The following is a 23,262-nucleotide window of genomic DNA, read 5'->3' on the forward strand; positions in this document are numbered from 1 at the left end:
ATATATGTATATCCTTTCAGTTGAACATAGTTATTCCAGTTCTTTAGGTGGAAAATAAAAACGAAAAAATAACTCTTGGGTTGTGTTTCCCTTTGATGCCCGAACTTCGGAACATTTGCATCGGACAGGCAAGCAGTGGTTCTTGCAATATCATCATTGTTCAAGAGACGATGATGACAATTTCGGTTTCAGGAAATTGAAACCGGCCTGTTTTGCTTTTGTCATGCTGTTTTAGGGTGATCTGGGATTGGTATGATCAGCAATTTCGCCACGTGCCGGATAGTTTTTGGCAATCACGAAATCAAGCGCACCAAGGATTTCGGCAAAGGCTGGGCGGGCGAACGGCATGGTCTGTACCGTGCCAAAATAAAGCGTGCCATCAGGTCGAACCAAAAACAGACCCGGTTCGGAAAACAGGGCCGGTTCTTCGAACCCGGACGAGGTCACACCGTTACTTGACGAAATATACAGGCCCCATTCGCGCGCTTTCTCAAGACTAAGCCCATAACCGAGATCGATATTTTCAAGCGCCCATTTCTGCTTGGCCTCGGTCGCACGGTCTTCGGCGTCCGAGGACAGGACAATCACATTGACACCGCGCTTGGCGAAATCGGCCAGCTTGTTATCAAGGTCCTTAAGGTATTTACCGCAGATCGGGCAATGCAAACCGCGATAGAATACAACCATGGTGAAGTTTTCCGGCGTCTGATCGGCAAGCGACCATGTGCCGCCGCCAACAAGTGGGACCGAAAGGGACGGGACTTTCTGGCGGGGCATCAGGGGCGTAATCGCTGACATTTCGTTCCTCGTGACTGTTATCTGGCTGAATGAGGATAAATATGGAATGATCATTCTGGAATAACAATCAACAAATCGTCCTATCACCGAACTGTGATGAAGGCTGGTAGGCGATCAAAGTTTGCGGGCAACCACAAACCGGGCATGGTCAGACGCTGGATAAAGGCCGGTTTCGATGATTTCGAAACCCTCGCAGGCAATCATGGCGTCAAGCTCGCCATAGCGTAGGGAATTGACAAATGGCGCAAAGCCAAGCTTGCGCATGACGGCAATCAGAATGGCAAGAAAACGACCCGCTTCGCCAATACAGCCGGTTTTTGAAATGAAGAACCCGCCGGGTTTAAGCAAGCGATGAATGGTGCGGATTTCAGCGGGAATATCCCGGACAAGATGCAGGACATTAAACGCCAGAACCGCATCAAATACCTGATCGGCAAGACTGCCATCGGACAGGCGGGCCGCCTGAAAGCGGACATTCGGATGGTTCCCATCGGCGAGCTTGTCCTGCGCAATGGCGATCATGGCAGGGGACAGGTCGGTTGCGGTGATATGTCCGACCGACGGAGCAAGCAACAGGGCTGTCGAACCGGTGCCACACCCGATTTCAAGAACATTTTGATTCGGTGTCAGGTAATGACGAGTACGGTCCAGCGTTTCACCATAAGCCGTCGGGTTCCTGACGGGCTTTCGGGCATATTTCGCAGCGGCCTTGTCCCAGAATTTTGTATCTTGGTCCATGCCATTCCCCGTAGATGGTTGCGTGACCTGCGATGGATATACACGCAAAACGGGTGAATGTGAATTCACCCGATGGAAGCTGGCCGACATTGTTCCGAGATCGGGGCGATCAATCGAGGGTGGACAGGATGGTATCGACGTAATCGGCCAGAGTATCCTCGTCCGCCCCGCGACGCGCCATCAGATGCACACCCTGAATGGAGCCTGCCAGAAACCGGGATAACGAACGGATGTTTTTGTCCCGGGCAATTGTGTCATGTTCCATGCCGCGACGAAGCGCACGGGCAAACATATCTTCGACCCGGCTGAATGCCGCCTGCGCGATTGCGGCAGTTTCGGGATCATGCGGCGCCAGTTCCATGCCGGAATTGACCATCAGGCATCCCTTGTGGCGGCCTTCGCCGCATCCGACGCGACTGGCATCGCGAAACGTCGCGATGATCGCTTCGCGGCCATCGGCCATTTCGCGCAGCTTGGCAAACCGGTTCGTGCTGATCTTCTGGCTGTAATGATCAAGAACGCGCAGGAATAGGGCCTTTTTGTCGCCAAAGCTTGAATACATGGAAGCACGGTTAAGCCCGGTTTCCTCAACAAGATCCTGCACCGAGGTTGCCTCGAAGCCCTTGCTCCAGAAGATATTCATGGCGTTATCAAGAACGCTTTCTTCGTCAAATGCGCGGGGGCGGGCCATCGATGATCCTTTCTTGTTCCAGTAACTGGAATGAATGTTCTGAAACTTATACAAAAATAGGCGTGAGAGCGCGCAATATCAACCGACAAAGTCAGAAACAACCGGTATTGCGCGCATCCATGATGTCCGAGTCCGCAAATGGCGATTACGATTCCTTGCGCGTTGCCAGCAGGTCACGGATTTCGCGCAGGAGGGCGACATCCTCTGGCGTTGCGGGTGGTGGCGTTTCACCGGCCTTTTCGTCTTCTTTTTTCTTGGCCTTGTTGATCGCCTTGACGACGAGGAACAACACCCAGGCAATGATCGCGAAGTTAAGCGCAATCGTGATAAAGGCACCATAGCCTATCACTGCACCTTGTGCCTTGGCATCAGCATAATTGGTTGCGGTTACCGCATCCGACAGGGCGATGAAATAGTTCGAAAAATCAAGGCCGCCAAAAACATAACCGATCACCGGCATGATGACATCCCCGACAAGGGATGTGACAATCCGCCCGAATGCCGCCCCGATGATCACACCGATCGCCAGATCGACAACATTGCCGCGCAGGGCAAACTTCTTGAATTCTTCAAACATGTTTACCTGTCCTCTTTCATTCTTGGTTTTATCGGACAGGTGGTTTGACGCCCTGCCGACAAAAAACTTTAGAATTGAAATGCGAAAACAGGAATTGTTTTGTTTGGTTGGAGAAAGTTACCCGGTCAGCTTGTCACCCGGATGCGGTTCAACGTGACAAAGCTGTAATCCGGCCCATCGGGATTGTTGACTGTGGCACGCGCGGTTTCCTGCCATTTTTCCGCAGGCAGGGGGGCAAGAAACGCATCGCCATCAATGTCGGCTTGGACTTCAGTCAGCTCATACCGTGTGGTGTAGGGCATGGCGAGTTTGTAAATCTGTGCACCACCCGCAATGATGACCTCGTTAACATTGTCCTTGGCCGCAATCTGGTCGGCAAGTGCAATGGCGCTTTCGATATCATGACAGACCCGGACATTTTCATGATCAAACGTCCAGTCCTTATCCCGTGTCACGACGATGGTTGTGCGTTTGGGAAGCGGTTTGCCAATCGCTTCGAACGTCACACGCCCCATGATCATCGGCTTGCCAAGGGTAAGCGCCTTGAACCGTTTAAGGTCTTCGGGCAGGTGCCAGGGCATCCAGCCATCCTTGCCAATTGCGCCGTTTTTGGCGGCGGCAACCACGGCAACCCGTTCGATCCGGTCGTTATTGTTCGCTGGCATCAGACGGCTACCTTGCCCGCAATATGCGGATGCGGGTCATAGCCGGTCAGTTCGAAATCGTCATACTTGAAATCAAAGATCGATTTGACCGCCGGATTGATCTTCATTTCCGGAAGCGGGCGCGGTTCACGCGACAGCTGCAATTCGACCTGTTCAAGATGGTTGGTGTAAAGATGGGCATCGCCCAGCGTGTGGACGAAATCACCAACGCCAAGATCGCAGACCTGTGCGATCATCATGGTCAGCAGGGCATAAGACGCGATATTGAACGGCACACCCAAAAAGATATCGGCACTGCGCTGATAAAGCTGGCAGGACAGTTTGCCATCCGCGACATAGAACTGGAAAAGGCAGTGGCAGGGCGGCAGCGCCATGTTCGGCACATCGGCCACATTCCATGCCGAAACGATCAGGCGACGGCTGTCGGGATTGTTTTTGATCTGGTCGATCAGTTGGGTGATCTGGTCGATTGTTTCGCCGTTTGCCCCGCGCCATGACCGCCACTGACCACCGTAAACCGGGCCAAGTTCGCCGTTTTCATCGGCCCATTCGTTCCAGATGCGCACACCATTGTCCTGAAGATATTTGACATTGGTATCGCCCGCCAGAAACCACAGCAATTCATGGATGATCGATTTCAGATGCAGCTTTTTGGTGGTGACCATCGGAAAGCCCTTTGACAGGTCAAACCGCATCTGGTGACCAAAGACCGAGACCGTGCCGGTGCCGGTGCGATCTTCCTTATGGGCGCCGGTATCGCGCACCAAACGCATCAGATCGAGATATTGCTGCATGCCGCATCCTGTTGTTCGGAATCGTGTTTGGGGCAGCATAGTTGGCAATGGATGGGGCGGCAAGTCACCCGGTGACGGTATCAGGGCTTGGGGGCTGTATGGCAGGGCGTCGCTCGTTCGCTTTGTTGGCTTAAAGCTCGACCCGGTGAAAGTTTTTGCCAATTCCCTTGCGAAAGCAGACCCATTTGACCTATATAGGGGCTGTCGGGGCAACCCGACTATGGCGTTACACGACTTGGCAGAATAGACATTACGGACCCGGGGGCGGTACCCGGCGGCTCCACCAACTCTCATCTATCTGACTTCGTCCGACTCAGGCGAAGATGTTGGGGCCGAAATAGGATCGACGTGTGTAGTAAAAGCCTCTGTTGGCGCTCGGCATGGTACCACCGTTATCGGGCTAATGTTTGTAAACGCAAACGACAACAATGCTCCGGTTGCTGTTGCCGCCTAAGCGGTACTAGCACCAAAGCGAAATTCCGATTGCCGGGAGCGGTAGTCTGGTGGGGGATGGGGCACCTAGCAACAGAACGCCCCGCTCTTGTATTTCTCCCCGTCTCCGTTATGAATAGAAGCAATTCAATTGCGTCATCTGCAAATGACGCGATCAGGTGCCATATATAAATGACGGGTACATCCTGAAATCGTCAGGAAACCCGCCAGACACAGGATTATCGATGCAGGAACCGGAAGAATTCCGTTACGACCTTATGGTCGATCAGGCGCTGCGCGGCGTGGTAAAGCAGATTCTTTCGCGCGTGGCCGAAGAAGGCCTTTTCGGCGAGCATCACTATTACATCACGTTCCAGACCAATCATCCCGGCGTTGCTTTGCCTGAAGGACAGCGCAAGGCGCACCCGGATAATATCACCGTTGTATTGCAGCACCGGTTCTGGGACCTGAAAGCGGAAGATGATCATTTTTCGGTCGGCATGAGCTTCGATGGCATGCCAACCACCGTGGTTGTCCCGTTTGATGCCATGCTGGCCTTTGTCGATCCGTCTGCCAATTTCATGCTGACCTTCAGCGTCGAAGAAGAAATGGGCGACGATGATTTCGATTACGACGAAGATGACGATCTTGACGCCGATCTGGTTGATGGCGATGAAGACGCGACCCCGCAGCTGGTGACCGAGCCTTCAAAGCGCGGCAAGAAAAAGCCCGCCGAACAGGGTGAAACCGGTGAGGTCATCGCACTTGATGCGTTTCGAAAAAAATGAGCTTCAAAGGGGCGGGCATTTGGCTCGCCCTTTTTTCTTTCCCGCATGCCCGGTCCGGTTTCCCGCCGATTGCCGGAAGTCTGTTCATCTAATGTATCGTGGAAATTTGCCGCGTTTGGCGTTATGAACGGCACAAATTAAAACAAACCCACCTTGTTTTTGAGAGAGACGAGAACTTATCCCATGAGTGATTTTGTCTATAAACCCATGTTCGAGCAGGGTAAGGACACGACCCCTTACCGCAAGATCGGTGACGAAGGCGTTTCGACTGTTGAAGTCAATGGCGAGACGTTTTTGAAAGTCGAACCCGAGGCGATTGAGAAACTGACCCTTCAGGCATTTTTCGATTGTTCGCATTTGCTGCGCCCGGGCCATCTCGAACAGTTGCGCAAAATCCTTGATGATCCGGAAGCAACGCCGAACGACAAGTTCGTTGCGATGGATCTTCTGAAAAACGCCAATATCGCATCGGGCGGCGTTTTGCCGATGTGCCAGGATACAGGCACGGCGATTGTCATGGGCAAGCGCGGTGGCAAGGTCATCACCAATGGTGACGATGAAGAAGCGCTGTCAAAGGGTATCTGGCGTGCCTATCAGGAACATAACCTGCGTTATTCGCAAGTGTCGCCGGTCAACATGTTCGAAGAAAAGAACACGGGTTCGAAATCTTCCGGCCCAGATCGATCTGTATGCGACGCCGGGCAATGAATATAAATTCATGTTCATGGCAAAGGGCGGCGGTTCGGCCAACAAGACCTTCCTGTATCAGCAGACCAAGGCGCTTCTGAACCCGGAAAGCCTGCGCAAGTTTCTGGACGAGAAAATCAGAACGCTGGGTACTTCTGCCTGCCCGCCCTATCACCTTGCCATCGTGATTGGCGGAACATCAGCCGAGGCAGCGCTCAAGACCGTTAAAATGGCATCGGCACGTTATTACGATAACCTGCCGACCGAAGGCGGTGTGCATGGCCAGGCCTATCGTGATCTTGAATGGGAACAGAAGGTTCTTGAGATGACGCGCGAAATGGGCATTGGCGCACAGTTCGGCGGCAAGTATTTCTGCCATGACGTGCGTGTTGTCCGCCTGCCGCGCCACGGGGCAAGCTGCCCGGTGGCCATCGGTGTTTCGTGCTCGGCCGACCGTCAGGTTCTGGGCAAGATCACCAAGGACGGCATTTTCATCGAAGACCTTGAACACAACCCGGCAAAATATCTTCCGGAAGTGTCGGACGAACATCTTGATGACAATGTGGTCAAGGTTGACCTGAACCGTCCGATGGATGAAATCCGTAAACAGCTTTCCGGGTATTCGGTCAAGACGCGTCTGGCGCTCACCGGGACCGTGATCGTGGCGCGTGACATCGCCCATGCCAAGATCAAGGAACGCCTTGATGCCGGCGAAGGCATGCCCGATTACATGAAAAACCATCCGGTTTATTATGCAGGTCCGGCAAAAACCCCGGAAGGCATGCCGTCCGGTTCGTTCGGCCCGACCACGGCGGGACGTATGGATGCCTATGTCGAACAGTTCCAGGCCGCAGGCGGTTCATTCGTGATGCTTGCCAAGGGCAACCGTTCGAAACAGGTCAAGGATGCCTGCAAAAACCACGGCGGGTTCTATCTTGGTTCCATCGGTGGTCCGGCCGCGCGCCTTGCGCAGGATTGCATCAAGAAAGTCGAAGTCCTTGAATACCCGGAACTGGGCATGGAAGCCGTCTGGAAGATCGAGGTCGAAGATTTTCCGGCCTTTATCGTGATCGATGACAAGGGCAATGACTTCTTTGCCGAATTTGGCATCTGATTTCGATATTACTGATTTGAAACAGGGCAGTGTGGGCAATCCGTGCTGCCCTGTTTTCTTTTGCGGCGGGTTATGCATAGCTGACCCACGGTCAAAATTCTTGCCTTGGTTGGGGCTGCGTGGTCTGATTTTCGCAAAATCAACCCTTTAGCGGGAATGCTGATATGTCTCGAACTTCTGCTGTTGCCATGAACAGTGCAACAGAAAGCCGTCTGGTCGGTGTGACATCGGCCCTGGCGACGGTGGCGATCTGGGCGGCGTGGCTGATTGTCACGCGCTATGCCATGACATCCGATTTTACCGCGGTCGATATCGGGCTTTTGCGCTTTGTCGTGCCGTTTGTGTTGCTGGCTCCGATCTGGCTTAAACGCGGGATTTGGCCCAAGGGGCTTTCGATTGCCAATGGCCTGATCATGCTAGTGGGATCAGGCGCGTTTTATACGCTTCTGGTCGCCAGTGCCCTGCAATATGTTCCGGCAAGCCATGTGGGCATTTTGCTGCCCGGTGTGATGGCGGTCTGGGCCGTTCTGATTGCGGTTGTGATGTTCGGTGAACGGCCGGGCTGGGTCCGGCTGGCGGGTTATGCCACGGTGATTACCGGTATCGTCCTTCTGGCGGTGCTTAAACCCGGCCATTCGACCGGTGACACGATCCTTTATGGCTATGGTCTTGTGTCGGCCGGGGCATTCATGTGGGCATGCTATACCCACGCAATGCGTCAAAGCGGTCTTGGTGCGCTGGAAGCGGCGGCATTTGTCGGCTTCTGGTCGTTTGTGATCATGGCGGTGGTAGCCCTGTTTACGGGCACGCACATCCCTGATGCGCCCATGGATGACGTGCTGCTGTTGCTCGTCACACAGGGCCTGCTGGCGGGATGCGTTGCGGTGGTGACCTATGGGCTTGCGGTGCGTCATATCGGGTCAACCGGTGCCTCGGCCTTTGGCGCGATGACCCCGGCATTGACCGCGCTCGGCGGTGTGTTCCTGCTTGGCGAGGAAGGCAATCTTGCGCTGGCGATTGCGGTGGCATTGGTGATTTTCGGTGTGATGGTTGCATCGGGCGTTTTCCGCAAGGTTTTGCGTTAGTCCCCTGTTGCCAAAGACATGTTAGAAGGTACCGGTGGCGGGATAATTCAGTCCGCCGCTGGTGCCTTTTTTCTTTGGGATGCGCAGTTCTGCCGATGCGCACAGAAAATTCTTTTCGCAGGTGCAAAATCACGTTAGCATCATATTCGTGATTGCAAAGGCGCAGTCACGAACAATCGGCAGGCAACGAGGCTTGCAAGACAATCGCGCGACCGGACGGCGTTATGCACGGTCGATTTCAGATGTCCCATGCCTCGGAGAAGTTCAATGTTTGCCGGTTTCATGCGTTCCGTTTCCCCCGATGAAGACAGCCGTTCAAAACAGGTCCGCGAGGCCGGGCTTGGCGATATTTTACGCCTGTTGCGCACGGTTGGGACAATTGCCGATGATGCACGACAAAGTGACGTGGCGATTGCCGGCATACTTGATGCGGTTTGCGATTATTGCCACTGGCCTGTCGGTCATGCCTATCTGCTTCGCGAAGACAATACGCTGTCTTCGGCCAAAATCTGGTCGATCGGGCGGGGCGTATCGCCGGGTGATCTGGCAGATTTTCGTGCGCAGTCAGAGGCCACGGTTTTCACCATCGGGCAGGGCCTGATCGGGTCGGTTGCAAAGACGGGGGAACCAGTCTGCATCGAAAACGTTGTTACTAAGGACGGCTTCCTGCGCGCCAGCGGGGCTGCCCGGAACGGGTTGCAGGGCTGTTTCGCGCTGCCGGTCAGAATGGCCGGTAAAGTGGTGGCCGTCATCGAATTTTTCAGCCGTGATATCGCCCGTCTTGATGACGAGATGCTTGAACTGCTTGGCTTTGTTGGCGGGCAGGTCGCACGCGTGCTCGAGCGTGATGCGGCACTGGCCGCGCGCGAAAAACTGGCATCGGATTTTGAAAGCCAGGTGCAGGGCACGGTCGGGATGCTGGGTGCCGCGGTCAGCCAGATGCGCAGTGCGCTTGATGTGCTGGGCGATAGCAACCGGCGGACGGATGCATGTGGCAAGGGGATTGATCAGGCGGCCGATGCCGCCCTTTCCCGGGTTGAAAATGTCGCCGGGCAAATGGATGCGCTTCAGGTGGCGTTGACCACGATTGGCGATGATGCCGGGACGAATGTGGAAACCACCCGTGCATTGGGGGCGCAGGCACGTGAGATGCGCGATGAACTTGCCAAATTGCAGGCGCGTGCAGCCGATGCGGGCAAGATGCTGGCGACGATTTCGGCCATCGCCAGCCAGATCAAATTGCTGGGGCTGAATGCCTCGATCGAGGCGGCACGTGTTGGCGAGGCTGGAAGGGGCTTTGCCATCGTTGCCAAGGAAGTCAAGGCGTTGGCTGGGCAATCCGAAGCCGCAACTGCCGAAATCGCCCAATGGATGGATGGTGTCACCGGGGCGATTTCAAAGGCCGGTGGGGATATCGACCGGATTTCCGATGCGATGGGCTACTTGCAGGCGCGTGCCGAAATCACCGCGGATCAAACTGGTGGGCAGGTTGAAATTTGTCGCACCGTTGCAGGGGATGCGCTTGATGCGTTGAAACAGGCGCGTGTGGTGGGTGCCAGTGTTTCCGATATTGCAGAAGCAATTTCCCATAACGGGCAGGTCGCGGGCGAACTTTCCGATGCAGCGCGGAACCTTGAAACGCAAGGATCGGAACTCAGCCACCGGGTGGAGGGCTTTGTTGGTCAGATCCTTGCGATGTGAGGGTTAGACTATCCTGTCGGGGAATTTCGACGTGCGCTTTGCCACCATGCGTGCCAATGGTGGACCAAACAATAGCACCATGAAAAAGCGCGTTGCCTGTAGCACCAGGATAAAGGACAGGTCGACATTGGTGCTGGCCGCGATGATGGCAACCGAGTCAAGCCCACCGGGGCTGGTGGCCAGATAGGCGGTCAGTGGATCAACATCCATGAAAATCACCAGCAATACCGAAATCCCGGCACAAAAACCGATCAGAACGAAAATCGAAATCAGGATTTTCGGCAGGGCATAGGCTGCGTGACGCAAAACCGAAGGCGTGAATTTCAACCCGATCATCCAACCGATCACGGCATAGGTCAGGCCAAGAAACCATTCAGGCAGGACGATATCGACCATACCGGTGATGCTTAACACCATGACGACGATCATCGGCACCAGAAGCGGCCCCGATGGCAAACGTGACTTTGCCCCGACAATGCACAGGATGACGGCGATTGCCACTGTGATACCAAAATCGCCGATATCAAACGGGCTAAACCATTGATGCGGATGGGCCGCCGCCAATGCCGGATCGACCCAGAAATTGGCAACACTTGATGCCACGGCAACCACAATCACCACCCGGACATATTGCATGAAGGCCACAAGCCTGGCGTCGGCGCCAAAGGCCTCTGCCATGATGACCATGGCGGATGCGGCACCCGGCGATGATCCCCAGATGCCTGCCGTTCCCGGCAGGACCTGCTTGATGCACAATATCCAGCCCAAAAAGCTGCTGGCGATCAATGTCAGTGCCGTAACACCCAGAACCAGCGGCCAGTCATGCATGAAAGATGTGATGATCCCAGCGGTCATTGACCCGCCGACCATGCAGCCAAGCACCGATTGCGCGCCAAGATAGATCGGCTTTGGCATGGCGATGGTGGCGCCATTGGTACCCATGACAATGCCGACAATCATCGGGCCGAGCAAAAGGGCGGCCGGGATATCCGCATCATGCAGGATCACGGACAGCACAAGCGAAACACCAATCAGCAATCCCCATTGCATAAGATGTGGCATTTTGCCGAGCTTTTCCCGATCAGGGGGCGAGTTGGGTTTGGGGGACTTGGGTGCGTGGGGCGCATGGGGCGAGGTATCTGGCACGGGAAAGCCTTTGTTTGGGGCGGCAGGGTTATGGGGTGGTAAAGGTCAGTTCGGCTGATTGGCGGACACGCGCAATGCGCGGCAGGATTTCGGTGATTGAAAACTGGTGCATTTCGACCGATTTGGTGGCGGTGGTATCCTCGGCAATCACGATGTTATAGCCGTGTTCCCACGCCGACCGGGCGGTGGATTCCACGCCGAAATTGGTGACGACACCGCCAAGGACGATGGTTTCAATCCCGCGACGGCGAAGCTGCAGATCAAGATCGGTACCGTAAAACGCGCCCCATTGATGTTTGGTAATGACAATATCGCCGGGTTGTATCAAGTCATCCACAAGGGTGCCCCAATCTTCGGGCGGGCATTTCGCCGGGACGGATGGCAGATCGACCATCTGGTGCGGGGCATCGGCCATGTCAGAAGACCAGTAAACGCGGACCAGAACGATGGGGGTGTTGGCCGAACGGAATTTGGCGATCAGGTTGCGGGCATTTTCAAGCACCACATCACCGCTTCGCGGATGCAGGGACTGGGCCAGAATGCCGTTTTGTAGGTCGATCATGACAAGGGCGGTACGCGCCGGATCCAGCAGGATTTGGTCTTTGGGCATGGGGCACCTGATTGGGGCAAGGTATCGGATCGGGGCGGAAGGTGACGCCGTTTGAGTCTGGCGCACTGCTTTGGGGAAGATCATGATAAACCGAAACATCCTGATATGGCGAGTTTTTCGGATGAATAGCGGGGAAACAGCGGGCAGGCAGGGGATTGGGACTTGGCCCGATCAATCGCGGTGGCTTATGTTTTTGATCGCCACAGGAACAGGGATACCCGATTGCCATGACCATCGATTTTATCTTTGACGGTCCTGATGATGCCAAGCAGACCATTTTGCTGGAGCATGGGGCGGGGGCGGCAATGGATAGCCCGTTCATGAATGAAATGGCGGCCGGTCTGGCGGCATGTGGCTATCGCGTGGCGCGGTTTGAATTTCCCTATATGTCGAAACGCCGGGTGGATGGAAAAAAGCGCGGACCGGATCGGGCCCCGGTTCTGATCGAGACATTTGGGCAGGTTGTGGCACAGCTTGGTACGCCCGAAAAACTTGTGATTGGTGGCAAATCAATGGGCGGGCGGGTCGCCAGTATGGTCGCAGATGACCTTGGCGTGCGTGGTGTCGTCTGCCTTGGTTATCCGTTTCATCCACCGGGGGAGCCTGAAAACCTGCGGACTGCGCATTTACAGACGATGAAAACACCTACCCTGATTTGTCACGGCACGCGCGACCCGTTTGGCAGTCCGGACGAGGTGGCGGGTTATGGTCTGGCCGATACGGTATCCCTTCACTGGGTCTCCGATGGTGATCATGATTTCGACGCGCGCAAGAAGTCCGGTCACACACAGGAAGGCAATATTGCCGAAGCGATCAACGCGATTGATGCCTTTGTCAAAAGCACGGGATGACGTGGTTGGTTACGCCATCCCGCAAAAATCCGGGGTTACTGTGCCAGTAACCCGCCATAGGGATCATCCAAAATGATCCGCCATACATTGCCGTTCGTTCGTTTCAGAACAGAAACCGAAAGGCCGTTATCATTGATTTGCGTTCCGTCCGATGCCGTTCCCTGCATCGTCCATGGTGCAATGTGAAGGGCTGTATCATCGGTGACGAATACCTTGTGCCCGCCATAATCAAATGCCGGGTTGATGTCAAAGAACTGAATGAACTGATCACGGATTTCCATGGCACCGCTTGTGGCAGTACCCGGTGTGAAGGCAATAACAGCATCATGGTCATAATGCGCCAGAACGCCTTCGATATCGCGGTTTTCAAATGCGCGTGTCATCGACAGAACGGTATCAAGAACCTGTTTTTCATCGGTGTTCATTGGGTGCCCTGGTTCGGTTGACTGTGCCGGGGTATTGAACCCCGGCAGCAAAAAGAACATCAGGGTTGGCAGAAATACCTTTTTCCTCATGACACCCCCAGCGGGGCAAGGGGAATGACATGGAAGGTGTTGGTTTTTTCAAAATATGACATTGGGGACGAGATGTGGTCAGGGATCATGTGTTTGGTTCCGCAATCAGGTGATGTAGAGCGCGAACATTGGTGACGCGAAGGGATCAGGCCGGTATGCCTTCGACCGGCATCAGGAAATCCTTGGCATATTCATCACTCATTTCGGCGTCCTGACTGGCGATATCGATCCTTACCCCATTGGGGTCAAGCAGGGTGAAATGACGCTGGCCCCATGGTTCGTCGCGCAGTTCGAGCGCAAATTCGAAACCCTTGGCGCGGAGCTCATCGGCGGCAGTTTTGGCGTCCTCGACGCTGATGCCAAAGATGCTGCCGTCGCCCATGGTGCGGCCATGGAATAGCGGCGGCTGTGTCGGATGGTCGGGCTGCATCAGGCCGATTTGGACTTCCATGCATTCTGGCCAGACAAGGTGGATATACCAGTCCCCGGCAAAGACGGCGACAAAGCCGAGTTCTTCGTAAAAAGTCCTGCTTTCTGTCAGTTTTTCGGTGACGATAATCGGAAAGGCGCTGGTGACTTTCATTGGTTTTCTCCTGACGAATGTTGAAACCCTGTTCCCGATAATTGTCATGTTTGCACATGCCTCCTGACAGGAGCCTGTCAGGAGCGTTATGATAATTTCTCGGTCATGCTGAGAAAGGAGCGAACATGAGAAGGGCCGACCGACTTTTCCGTCTTGTACAGATTTTGCGCCGTCGCAAACTGTGCCGGGCGCGCGAACTTGCCGAGGAACTGGAAGTTTCCGAACGCACGATTTACCGCGATATTCGCGATCTTGCCGCGTCCGGTGTTCCGGTCGAAGGCGAGGCGGGGGTGGGCTATATCCTGCGCGATGGTTATGACCTGCCGCCATTGATGTTTGATGCCGACGAGATCGAGGCACTGGTGGTTGCCGCACGCATGGTGCAAAGCTGGACCGATCCGCAGATGGCGCGGGCCGCGGGCGATGCCCTGACCAAGATCGAGGCGGTCTTGCCGGAAAAAATGCGGGGTCTTATTGGCGGGGTGCCGATTGCGATTGCCGAAATCGCACAGGCCCCGATTGCGATTTCGATGCCCGATTTGCGGCGTGCCATCCGTGAACGGCATCTGATCAATATCGATTACACCGATGCCAAGGGGGATGACACCAACCGGCGGGTCTGGCCGTTGGGGATGCTGTTTTTTGGCACCATCTGGCTGTTGGCAAGCTGGTGCGAACTTCGCCAGGCCTTCCGCGTTTTCCGTGCAGACCGGATCAAGAACATGCAGATCACCGCAGATCATTTCCGGCCGACACCGGGGCGGACATTGCGTGACTACCTGATTTCCGAAGGCGTCGAGGGGGAAATCCTGAATGGCATCGGTCGATAACGAATTTGTCCAGATGGTAAGCGAATTGTTATCCCCACTGGGAAACATCCGCCCGAACCGGATGTTTGGTGCATTCGGGCTTTATTGCGATGGGGTATTTTTTGCGATCATTGATGAAGATGTGCTGTATCTGAAAGGCGATGAACAAACTGCCGGGACCTACGGTGCGCAAGGTATGGCACCCTTTTGTGTGCCATCAGGTCGCCCGATGACACTGTCTTATTTCGAGGTTCCGGGTGACTGGCTGGACGAGCCAGATCAATTGATGGAATTTGCCCATATGGCACTTGGTGCTGCGCATCGTGCGGCAGCGGAAAAGGTGGCCAAAGCCAAGCGCAAAAAATCGAAAACCGGCAGCAATGGGTAAAAGTTTTCAGGGAGATCAGGGGCAAAATCATCCGATTGTTTGAGGTCGCACTGAAAGGGCTGCATTTGCCGCGGATTTTCGTATAAGATTTTCCTGTAGTAAGAAAACCTCGGGGAAAGCGCATCGGTGTGGCGTTAAAGGATTTGTACCGGAGCATTGTCGGGACGTTCCGCGTTCGGGAAGATCAACCCGAACTGGTTCGCGCGCAGGTCAAGGCCCTCTCCCGTCAAATCCCGTTACTTTACATCCTGCTTTTTGCCAACGCGGTCGCGCTGGCTTTCACGCATTACGGAACCGCACCTGACTGGATGACGGTTTATATTCCAGCGGTTCTGGGGATTGTCTGTCTGATCCGTGGGCTTGCATGGATGCGCTTGCGTGATACGGCAAATGATTTTGCCAGTGCGGTGCTGCATTTGCGCCGTATCCGCATTCTGGCCGCAGTCATCAGCGTCGTCTTCACCGCCTGGGCGATCAAGATGTTTGGTTATGGTGATGCCTATCAACAGGGGCATGTCGCCTATTTCATCTCGATCACCGTGGTTGGGTGCATCTTCTGTCTATTGCATTTTCCCCCGGCTGCTCTTTTGGTCGTCATCATCGTTCTTGGGTCTTTCATCCTGCATTTCGGGTCTACGGGGAACGAGGTTTACGTCGCGATTGCGGCCAATATGGCGATGGTATCCTTGATGATTGTCCAGATCATCCGAAGCTACTACGCGGCGTTTTCCGGATTGGTGGAATCGCAGATCGATCTGGAAAAGCAGCACACCAAAACCATCGAGCTTTCCAACCAGAACCGTGAACTGGCTTTTCGTGATGCCTTGACCGGTCTTTCCAACCGCCGCGCATTCTTTTCCCATCTTGACGAAGCGGTAGCACGCGCAAAGGACGGCGGGCGTTTTGCGGTTGCGATGATTGATCTGGACGGATTCAAGCCGGTCAATGACGTGCATGGCCATCCGGCTGGCGATGATGTGCTGGTCAAAGCCAGCGCCCGCTTACGCGACATTCTGGGACCGGATGTCTTGTTGGCGCGACTGGGTGGGGATGAATTCGGTGTGATCCTTGACGATATTACGGATGCCGCGGAACTGATCCGTATCGGACGGGAACTTTGCGGAACGCTTAATGATCCGTTCGAGGTTGGCGGGGGAACGGTGCAGCTTTCCGCATCGCTTGGTTTTGCGACCTACCCGGCGGTGGCGCGTAAACCCAACGCCCTGTTCGAGCGTGCCGATTTCGCGCTTTACTACGCCAAGAAAAACATGCCGGGCCATCCGGTTTTGTTCGCCGCCCATCACGAAACCCTGATCCGCCATGACAGCCAGATCGAACAGGCCCTGCGCAAGGCCGATCTGGAAAGCGAATTGTCGATCCACTATCAACCGGTTTTTGATTTGCATAGCGGCAAACTGCATTCGATCGAGGTGCTTGCCCGGTGGGATAACGACAAAATGGGGCGGGTTTCACCCGAAATGTTTTTCCCGGTGGCCGAAAAAACCGGACAGGTCGGAACTTTGTCGACGATCCTGTTCCAGAAGGCCCTGAAATCCATGATCGCCTGGCCGCAGGATGTACCGCTGTCGTTTAACCTGTCGGCCCGCGATATAGTTCTGCCCGACATGGCGCACTGGCTGATTGATCAGATCAAATTCTTTGGGATTGATCCGGGACGTCTGACATTTGAAGTGACGGAAACGGCTTTGCTGCGCGATTTTGTGTCGGCCCGTGCCAGCATTCGCTATCTGCGCCGCCACGGGGCAAAGGTTGCGCTGGATGATTTCGGGATCGGGTATTCCAGCCTGCGTTATGTTCATGAACTGGAATTCGACTGTCTGAAGATTGATCGCAGTTTTATCGAACCGATTGTAACCAGTGAACGCAGTCAGCGGATTGTCAAAACCGTAATCGACATGTGCGATAATCTGGGCACGGATTGTGTGATTGAGGGGATCGAAACACCCGAACAGCGTGACGAGATTCTGCGTCTTGGCGGGCATCTGGCGCAGGGATATTTCTTTGCCCGGCCATCGGCCACGATTGATTGGGACGCGTTACCCAATGTGGCAGGTCTGGATCGGGCAGATCCACCATCAGCGCCCCGACCGGCAGACGCAAAATCATAACGTTCCCATCATTAGATACGTGATCGCAAATAGGGCAAAATCGGCTGCGCATTTGCCCTATTGATGTCGGTTTCCCGGTTAATCTTCCCGCAACCCAATCAGGGTATTCTTCTGGTCATCCGGCATGGCAGATAGTGGCATATGCCCGCGTCGCGCGCCGGACTGCACCGGATACCGATTTTGCGGCCGATCTAAGCAATTGAAACGACTCGTTGTTTTTATTGGCTATTGCAAGGATTCTGGCGAGTCGTTACGATTCGCCATCTCAGACGGGAACAGGGCTTCGGACAGATGTCAGGCCAGACGCACATTTCATCCCAGATACCGGCGGTCACGATTGATGGCATTGATCTGGCGCCTGAAATTCGCACCCGTCTTCGCAATCTGATTGATACCCTGCCTGATCAACCCGCTCGATTACGGGTAATGGGGCATGTTCTGCTGGATATGGGGCTTGGCAGTCTTGCACTTGATGCGTTTGGACGGGCCCTGTTGCTGGATGATCTTGATCCAGCAACCCATCTGGGACTGACCCGGACCTATTTGCAGAACGGGGCGCGTGATACCGCGCTCGAACATCTTGAAATCGCAATCAGCCTGCGGCCCGATGCCCGTGAATTGCGTGTGGTCGCCGCCGATCTTGTCGGTTGCCGCGACAGGATGCGTGCCTTCAATCAACTGGGCGCGGTGTTATCAGCTGATCCGGATCATGCCGGTGCCCGAAAGGGACTGGCTGCATTGATCCGCTCGGTAATCACCAGCCGCATCCAGGAAGACAAATCTGCGACCTGGAAGGTGGCTGCTGATACTGCGCGCGTCTGGGGTTTGCAGGATCATATGCCTGCACAGGAACTTTCCCCACCACAGCCGTGGTTCCTGAATTAACGGTTTTCCGGGGTTTGTCGGTTGGGTTGCAATGACACCACGGTAAAGTCGTCATGCAGTTTGACCGGTGCCCGATCCATGAACTGGTCGGCAAGGTGGGATGCCAGATCGGGCATGCCGCCTGTTTCCGAAATAATATCCTGCACCAGATGCAGCAGTCGTTCACCTTCAAGCAGCGCGCCATCATCAAGCACCGTTTCAATCAGGGCATCGCTGTATAGCAGCAGGAAGTTATCAATACCAAAGGCGGTTTCACGCGTTTCATATCTGGCATCGCGAATAACACCAAGCGGAACGCCAGAGCCATCAAGAAACGTGGTCGAGCCGGTTTTGACATTGCCAAGAACCGGCGACGTACAAGCCGCACTGGCATAGCGGAATGTTTCGGCAGTACGGTTTATAATGCCATACAGCATGGTCGCATATTGCCCAACCGGCAGCAGCCCCTTGAGGTGGCGGTTAAGGGATTCCAGATACGCGCCCGGATCATCGTCATGTCGGTCATCCGACCAGATCAGGGAGTGAAGGCGAAATGTATTCAGCGCTGCACCAAGACCGTGACCGGCGAAGTCAACGATGTAAACACCAAGCCTGTCGTCATCAATCGGGGCCAGTCCCCACATATCACCGCCAAGTTCGGATGACATCTGGAAGCTGGCGCTGATGGTCATGCCATAATCAAGACCGATACCACGATACTGTTCCGCCTTGGGTATCAGCATTTCCTGCATGTCGCGCGCCATTTCCAGTTCGGATTGCGTGCGTTCCTGATAGGCCTGCAGTTGTTTGACCAGCAGGCGGTTTTCAAGATGGATGCGCGTGCGTGCGATCATTTCCGCCTTGTTCAGCGGTTTCAGAATAAGGTCGGTTGCACCGTCTTCGAAAATACGGGTGCGACCTTCGTTTTCTTCAAGGGCTGTCTGGGCGATGATCGGGGTTTCGGCAAATGAAGGGTCGGCGCGCAAAACCTTGCAGACCTCATAACCATCCATTTTCGGCATGATAATATCAAGGATGATCAGGTCGGGATTATGTTTGTTTGCCTGCTCCAGGGCATCCTCGCCATCCTTGGCAAAAACCAGATTGGTAAAGCCATCCGATCGCAGATAGGACGCGATGATTTCGCGCGAGATCATGGTGTCGTCGGCAATCAGGATCGTGGCATCGCGCGGGTTACGCAGGTCTGCTTCGCCCGATGCACGTTCAGCCGCTTCCAGTCCGGCGGCAAAAGTCGTATTCAACGGTAGGGATGCCGCAGTGTCGGGCGCAAAGGTAAGCCGGATTGTCCGTCCACCGCGATCAAAGCTGACATCGTGGCAAAGGCTTCTGATCAGGGGCAGGCCACGACCAAAGGTGGATTCCGCACCGGGCAGTTTGGGAACTGGCGTTTCATCGGGTGGGACAAAGCCGCTTCCCTGATCATTGATCGAAATTTCGACATTGCCATTACGTCGCTTTTTCGCGGTCAGCATGATCACCCGCCCGCCATAGACCGGTGATGCCAGGCGGCGTGCTGTTTCCTCACCCAGTTCGTTAAAGCGATCCATCGACAGATGGCCGGTCGTATTCATTTCCAGATTGCCGTGGATCATTGAATTGGCGAAGGCTTCCTGAACCGCCATTTCGACCGTCGGTGCGATCGTGTCGTGAATGATACCGCGGTGGCGAAGGGCCGTGACAAATTTGCGTGCCATCGGCAATTGATACGCACTTTGTGTCGACATACAGACCAGAAGGTCCCAGTTGGCGCCTCGTTTGGCCGTTCGCAACGGGCCAAGGTCGACCAAATCAAGCCCGTCATAGCATTCGACAAAGTAATTGCAGTTAAGACGGACCAGTGCGCCCAACCATTCCCGGCCGGTTTCGGACGGAATCAGGCATAACTGATATCGGTTGCTGTGAGGAAAATCTTCGGGGCTTCGGCCAAAGAAAAGTTCCGCATGAGCACCGGCTCCATCCCCGAAGATATGCCGACCATCAAGCACTTGTGCCGCCCGCGCGCGGTCAAGCGGTTCGGCAACGGCAACAAATGGGCGTGGCTGAACCTCGCCGGTTGCAGGCATTGTCAGTCTTCCAGTTTGAACAGAGTGTCGAACCGCGCAACTTCAAGCATGCGTTTGACCTGTCCCTGCGCGCCTTTGAGTATGACCGTGGCACGGGACTTTTCACCTTCGTCACGTGCAAGCAGCAGCATGCCAAGCCCAGCTGAATCGATAAACTCGACCCCGGAAAGGTCAAGAATTTGTATTTCGGCCTCCTGACTGCGGATTTCTTCGATCAGTTTGCGAAAACTGGAATGGTCCCCAAATGTAAATCGGCCATTCAGTTCTACTTTGATCGTGTCGCCGGATTTTTCGGTGGTGTAATTCAAGCCGTGATACTCCCGGATGCGAGCAATGTTACTGAAACTATGCCTTTTTTAACCAAAAGCTGATTTGTATGGGATAACGAATCAGCTGACTACAGGTTAGCAGTTGTGCATGTAATGTCACTATCGGTATGGTTGCCGATAGATGGTTAGATCGGGATGCGAACCACAAAATGCCAGATCAGGCACGCATTGTTGTTGTTGAAGACACCTTGTCGCTCGCGCGGGTGTATCAGGACTATTTGCGTGCGGACGGTCACAAGGTCGAGCATGTCGTCAACGGTCGGGATGCGATCAAAAGGCTGCGCAGTGATCCGCCAGACGTTCTGGTCCTTGACCTGATTCTGCCAGACATGGATGGTCGGGAAGTTCTGCGTGCTGCCCATCAGGCCGCGCCGGAATGCAAAGTGGTTGTGATCACAGCGCACGGTTCGGTCAATATCGCGGTCGAGGCGATGCGTGACGGGGCGTGGGACTTTCTTTTGAAGCCTTTCACCGCTGACAAACTTCGCGTCACGGTCAGTGATGCGCTTGAAGGCCGGGCCGCGGTGAATGATGCCGGAAAAAAAACGGACAGCGAAAATATCACCGACGAGATGTATTTTGACATCATTGGCGGATCGGACACGATGCATGATATTTATCGCATCATTGAAAACGCAGCCCCCAGCCGGGCAACGGTTTTCATTACCGGAGAGTCAGGTACCGGCAAGGAACTTGCCGCCGAAGCAATTCATCGCCGGTCCGAGCGCGTCAACGAACCGTTCATTCCCCTGAACTGTGGTGCGATCCCCAAGGATTTGATGGAAAGCGAGATTTTCGGTCATGTCAAAGGTGCGTTTACAGGTGCCGTAATTGACCGCGAAGGGGCTGCCCACAGGGCCGCTGGTGGAACGCTGTTTCTTGATGAAATTTGCGAAATGGACCTTGATCTGCAGACCAAGCTTCTGCGCTTCATCCAGACCGGGACGTTCCAGAAAGTCGGTGGCAGTTCGATTGAAAGCGTTGATGTAAGGTTTGTGTGCGCAACAAACCGCGATCCGCTTGAAGAAGTACGTGCCGGACGTTTCCGCGAAGATTTGTATTATCGTCTTCACGTGATTCCGCTTCACATGCCACCATTACGTGATCGCGATGATGATATCCTGCAGATCGCCAATTTCTATCTGCAACGCTTCACCCGTGAAGAGGGACGTGATTTTCAACGGTTCAGCCCGGACGTGGCCGCTTTGTTCGCGCGCTATGCCTGGCCGGGCAACATCCGCCAGCTTCAGAACATCATCCGCAACATTGTGGTACTGAATAACGGCACCGAAGTCACCATGTCGATGGTGCCCCGCCCGGTTAACAGCGGCACGGACGAAGAACGTTTTGGGTCGGGATCCATCGAAGCACCACCACCCCATCCGGTTGTGTCAAACGGGTTGGAAGATGCCGGTCGATTTTGGGAAGGTGACCCGGATGCGTTGGCCTTTTTGGCCGGTGCGCGCAACCTGCGCGATGATACAGAAGTACATCATATGGATACGACCTCGGCTCCGGCTCCGGCCATGATTGGCGCGGATGGCCGGTTCGCGATGGCATCGATGCCCGCCGGGTTGCCGATGGACAGCCGTTATGCCGGAATCAAACCGCTCTGGCTGGTGGAAAAGCAGGCGATAGAAGAAGCGATTGCGCGATGCGGCGGGTCAATCCCGCGTGCGGCGGATGCACTTGGCGTCAGTCCGTCGACCATTTATCGCAAAAAGCAGGCCTGGGAAGAAAACGGGGCGAAATAGGCAGTCTAGTTTCTGAAAGCTGCCAGTGCCTGTTCCAATCGTTGCCAATCCTTTTCTGGACCGGGCAGGCCAAAGCGGATGCGGCCCGCATTGTCATCAAATAATCGTACCAGAATACCCTGTGTCCCCAGATGGCCCGCAAGACCTGTGGCGTTTTTGCCGTGATAAAGCCGGAACAGTGACGTTCCACCTAGCAAAGCCAGATCGGAATGTGCGTCAATCAGGACATCAAGGCGTTTTGCATCGTCACACAGCTGATTGCGCATACCGGATTGCCATGCCCGGTCGCCAAATGCTGTGCATGCGATGGCAAGTGCGGGGCCGGCGATTGCCCATGGGCCTATCCGGTCAGTCAAATCCTCTGCCAGATCGGGACGCATGACGGCACATCCCAGCCGCAGACCTGCAAGACCGAAAAACTTACCAAACGAACGCAAAACAATCAGATGGTCGAGTTCATGGCACTTTGGACAGATGCTGTGTTCCGGACTGCAATCCATAAAGGCCTCATCAATCAGAAGCCATTTGTCGTTTTCTGTCGCCATTCGGGCGAGTTCGGTCAGCGTGACTTGGTCAATCAGACCGCCGTCGGGATTGTTCGGATTAACCAGAATGACGATGTCATCGCTGCCGCCCGGTGATCCCAGAATATCTGCAATTGCGGTCTTGCGGTTTTCCGGTGTTGTCATGACGGTTTCGGTCTTGAGCCCGGCGCGTTTCCAGCCCAAGGCATGTTCGGCATATGTCGGGCCAATGATATGGGCTGTTGCGCGTTTGCCCTGATCTGCAAACCAGAAGGGAATGGTCTGGATCAATGCCTGTGTTCCCGGGGCGCAAACAATATGCTTGATATCAGGAATGCCGTAATAGTCGGCGGCGGCCTGCTTCAATGCAGTCAATTCGCTTGCCAGTGGCAGGCGTTGCCAATGGATGGGATCAAAAGACGATATCGGCCATGGGGTGGCATTAATGCCTGTTGACAGATCAAGCCATTCCTGCGGCGCAATACCATATTTTTCGGCTGCCTTGTCGATGGCGCCACCATGTGAAGGGGATTGCAGGGTCATTTATGTGCCTTTGGCCGGAAATGGCTGTGCAGAACAATAAAACAGAATGCTATCTGCGTAACG

23 protein-coding genes, 1 other RNA gene and 1 pseudogene are annotated in these 23,262 nt (G+C 54.7%); 12 read left to right on the forward strand and 13 right to left on the reverse strand.

All coding sequences use genetic code 11. The annotated features are described in order from the left end of the window. Positions 1-231 precede the first annotated feature (231 nt). From R1T41_RS13825 to R1T41_RS13850, 6 genes are all read right to left on the reverse strand, one after another. The gene (locus tag R1T41_RS13825) at positions 232-798 is read right to left on the reverse strand and encodes a peroxiredoxin-like family protein (protein ID WP_317337556.1); all 567 of its coding nucleotides are present in this window, start codon (positions 796-798) and stop codon (positions 232-234) included. 114 nt (positions 799-912) lie between these two features. Further along, on the reverse strand, positions 913-1,536 hold the full coding sequence (locus R1T41_RS13830; RefSeq protein WP_317337558.1) for a class I SAM-dependent methyltransferase: 624 nt from the start codon (positions 1,534-1,536) through the stop codon (positions 913-915). Between the two features lie 109 nt (positions 1,537-1,645). Beyond that, positions 1,646-2,227: a TetR/AcrR family transcriptional regulator gene (locus R1T41_RS13835; RefSeq protein ID WP_062952647.1), complete on the reverse strand. Its 582-nt coding sequence runs from the start codon at positions 2,225-2,227 to the stop codon at positions 1,646-1,648. 145 nt (positions 2,228-2,372) lie between these two features. Then, on the reverse strand, positions 2,373-2,804 hold the full coding sequence (gene mscL / locus R1T41_RS13840) for a large conductance mechanosensitive channel protein MscL (RefSeq protein WP_062952646.1): 432 nt from the start codon (positions 2,802-2,804) through the stop codon (positions 2,373-2,375). 125 nt (positions 2,805-2,929) lie between these two features. Beyond that, positions 2,930-3,469, reverse strand: coding sequence for a dihydrofolate reductase (locus tag R1T41_RS13845; protein ID WP_317337559.1), 540 nt, complete (start codon positions 3,467-3,469; stop codon positions 2,930-2,932). After that, positions 3,469-4,263 (reverse strand): thymidylate synthase, encoded by a 795-nt coding sequence (locus tag R1T41_RS13850; RefSeq protein WP_062959278.1) that lies wholly within the window; start codon positions 4,261-4,263, stop codon positions 3,469-3,471. The genes R1T41_RS13845 and R1T41_RS13850 overlap by 1 nt, the downstream gene beginning before the upstream one ends. A 163-nt stretch (positions 4,264-4,426) precedes the next feature. Between R1T41_RS13850 and ssrA the strand changes: the two genes are divergently transcribed. From ssrA to R1T41_RS13880, 6 genes and pseudogenes are all read left to right on the forward strand, one after another. Further along, positions 4,427-4,803, forward strand: a transfer-messenger RNA (tmRNA) gene (gene ssrA / locus R1T41_RS13855). Between the two features lie 137 nt (positions 4,804-4,940). Beyond that, the gene (locus R1T41_RS13860; protein WP_007090751.1) at positions 4,941-5,483 is read left to right on the forward strand and encodes an SspB family protein; all 543 of its coding nucleotides are present in this window, start codon (positions 4,941-4,943) and stop codon (positions 5,481-5,483) included. Positions 5,484-5,690: 207 nt separating this feature from the next. Next, positions 5,691-6,573: pseudogene (locus tag R1T41_RS13865) on the forward strand (fumarate hydratase); the annotation flags it as partial. A 132-nt stretch (positions 6,574-6,705) separates the two neighbouring features. Next, positions 6,706-7,284: a FumA C-terminus/TtdB family hydratase beta subunit gene (locus R1T41_RS13870; protein ID WP_317341582.1), complete on the forward strand. Its 579-nt coding sequence runs from the start codon at positions 6,706-6,708 to the stop codon at positions 7,282-7,284. Between the two features lie 164 nt (positions 7,285-7,448). Next, positions 7,449-8,369 (forward strand): DMT family transporter, encoded by a 921-nt coding sequence (locus R1T41_RS13875; protein WP_097050808.1) that lies wholly within the window; start codon positions 7,449-7,451, stop codon positions 8,367-8,369. A 267-nt stretch (positions 8,370-8,636) separates the two neighbouring features. After that, entirely contained in the window at positions 8,637-10,070 is a 1,434-nt protein-coding gene (locus tag R1T41_RS13880; protein ID WP_317337561.1) for a methyl-accepting chemotaxis protein, read from the forward strand. Positions 10,071-10,073: 3 nt separating this feature from the next. Here the strand turns inward: R1T41_RS13880 and R1T41_RS13885 are convergent, their stop codons facing one another. Next, positions 10,074-11,132: an AbrB family transcriptional regulator gene (locus R1T41_RS13885; RefSeq protein ID WP_317337562.1), complete on the reverse strand. Its 1,059-nt coding sequence runs from the start codon at positions 11,130-11,132 to the stop codon at positions 10,074-10,076. 112 nt (positions 11,133-11,244) lie between these two features. Beyond that, positions 11,245-11,826, reverse strand: coding sequence for a hydrolase (locus R1T41_RS13890; protein WP_317337563.1), 582 nt, complete (start codon positions 11,824-11,826; stop codon positions 11,245-11,247). 227 nt (positions 11,827-12,053) lie between these two features. Here R1T41_RS13890 and R1T41_RS13895 point away from each other — a divergent pair, with 227 nt between their 5' ends. Beyond that, positions 12,054-12,677 carry an alpha/beta family hydrolase gene (locus tag R1T41_RS13895; protein WP_317337564.1) on the forward strand — a complete coding sequence of 208 codons (624 nt, stop codon included), beginning with the start codon at positions 12,054-12,056 and terminating at the stop codon, positions 12,675-12,677. Positions 12,678-12,712: 35 nt separating this feature from the next. On the opposite strand, the gene R1T41_RS13900 is transcribed toward R1T41_RS13895, so the two are convergent. Both R1T41_RS13900 and R1T41_RS13905 read right to left on the reverse strand, forming a co-directional pair. Beyond that, a complete protein-coding gene (locus R1T41_RS13900) occupies positions 12,713-13,102 on the reverse strand; it encodes a YybH family protein (RefSeq protein WP_317337565.1) in 390 nt (129 codons plus the stop codon). A gap of 235 nt (positions 13,103-13,337) precedes the next feature. Then, on the reverse strand, positions 13,338-13,775 hold the full coding sequence (locus R1T41_RS13905) for a VOC family protein (protein WP_062959270.1): 438 nt from the start codon (positions 13,773-13,775) through the stop codon (positions 13,338-13,340). Positions 13,776-13,900: 125 nt separating this feature from the next. On the opposite strand from R1T41_RS13905, the gene R1T41_RS13910 reads away from it, so the two are divergent. From R1T41_RS13910 to R1T41_RS13925, 4 genes are all read left to right on the forward strand, one after another. Continuing rightward, positions 13,901-14,605, forward strand: coding sequence for a helix-turn-helix transcriptional regulator (locus R1T41_RS13910; protein ID WP_007090760.1), 705 nt, complete (start codon positions 13,901-13,903; stop codon positions 14,603-14,605). Beyond that, entirely contained in the window at positions 14,589-14,972 is a 384-nt protein-coding gene (locus R1T41_RS13915) for a TfoX/Sxy family protein (protein ID WP_317337568.1), read from the forward strand. Before R1T41_RS13910 ends, R1T41_RS13915 begins: the two co-directional genes overlap by 17 nt. A gap of 128 nt (positions 14,973-15,100) precedes the next feature. Next, positions 15,101-17,101: a putative bifunctional diguanylate cyclase/phosphodiesterase gene (locus tag R1T41_RS13920; RefSeq protein ID WP_317337570.1), complete on the forward strand. Its 2,001-nt coding sequence runs from the start codon at positions 15,101-15,103 to the stop codon at positions 17,099-17,101. Positions 17,102-17,392: 291 nt separating this feature from the next. Then, a complete protein-coding gene (locus R1T41_RS13925) occupies positions 17,393-17,986 on the forward strand; it encodes a hypothetical protein (RefSeq protein WP_317337571.1) in 594 nt (197 codons plus the stop codon). Here the strand turns inward: R1T41_RS13925 and R1T41_RS13930 are convergent. Together R1T41_RS13930 and R1T41_RS13935 are read right to left on the reverse strand one after the other, a co-directional pair. Beyond that, positions 17,983-20,049: a SpoIIE family protein phosphatase gene (locus R1T41_RS13930; RefSeq protein ID WP_209221576.1), complete on the reverse strand. Its 2,067-nt coding sequence runs from the start codon at positions 20,047-20,049 to the stop codon at positions 17,983-17,985. The two genes, R1T41_RS13925 and R1T41_RS13930, sit on opposite strands and share 4 nt — an antisense overlap. Before the next feature lie 2 nt (positions 20,050-20,051). Next, positions 20,052-20,357, reverse strand: coding sequence for an STAS domain-containing protein (locus R1T41_RS13935; RefSeq protein ID WP_317337575.1), 306 nt, complete (start codon positions 20,355-20,357; stop codon positions 20,052-20,054). A gap of 170 nt (positions 20,358-20,527) precedes the next feature. On the opposite strand from R1T41_RS13935, the gene R1T41_RS13940 reads away from it, so the two are divergent. Continuing rightward, positions 20,528-22,132 (forward strand): sigma-54 dependent transcriptional regulator, encoded by a 1,605-nt coding sequence (locus tag R1T41_RS13940; RefSeq protein ID WP_317337576.1) that lies wholly within the window; start codon positions 20,528-20,530, stop codon positions 22,130-22,132. Positions 22,133-22,137: 5 nt separating this feature from the next. On the opposite strand, the gene cobD is transcribed toward R1T41_RS13940, so the two are convergent. Beyond that, on the reverse strand, positions 22,138-23,199 hold the full coding sequence (cobD, locus tag R1T41_RS13945; protein ID WP_317337577.1) for a threonine-phosphate decarboxylase CobD: 1,062 nt from the start codon (positions 23,197-23,199) through the stop codon (positions 22,138-22,140). Positions 23,200-23,262: the final 63 nt, after the last annotated feature.

Source organism: Thalassospira lucentensis (assembly GCF_032921865.1).
GTDB lineage: Bacteria > Pseudomonadota > Alphaproteobacteria > Rhodospirillales > Thalassospiraceae > Thalassospira > Thalassospira lucentensis_A.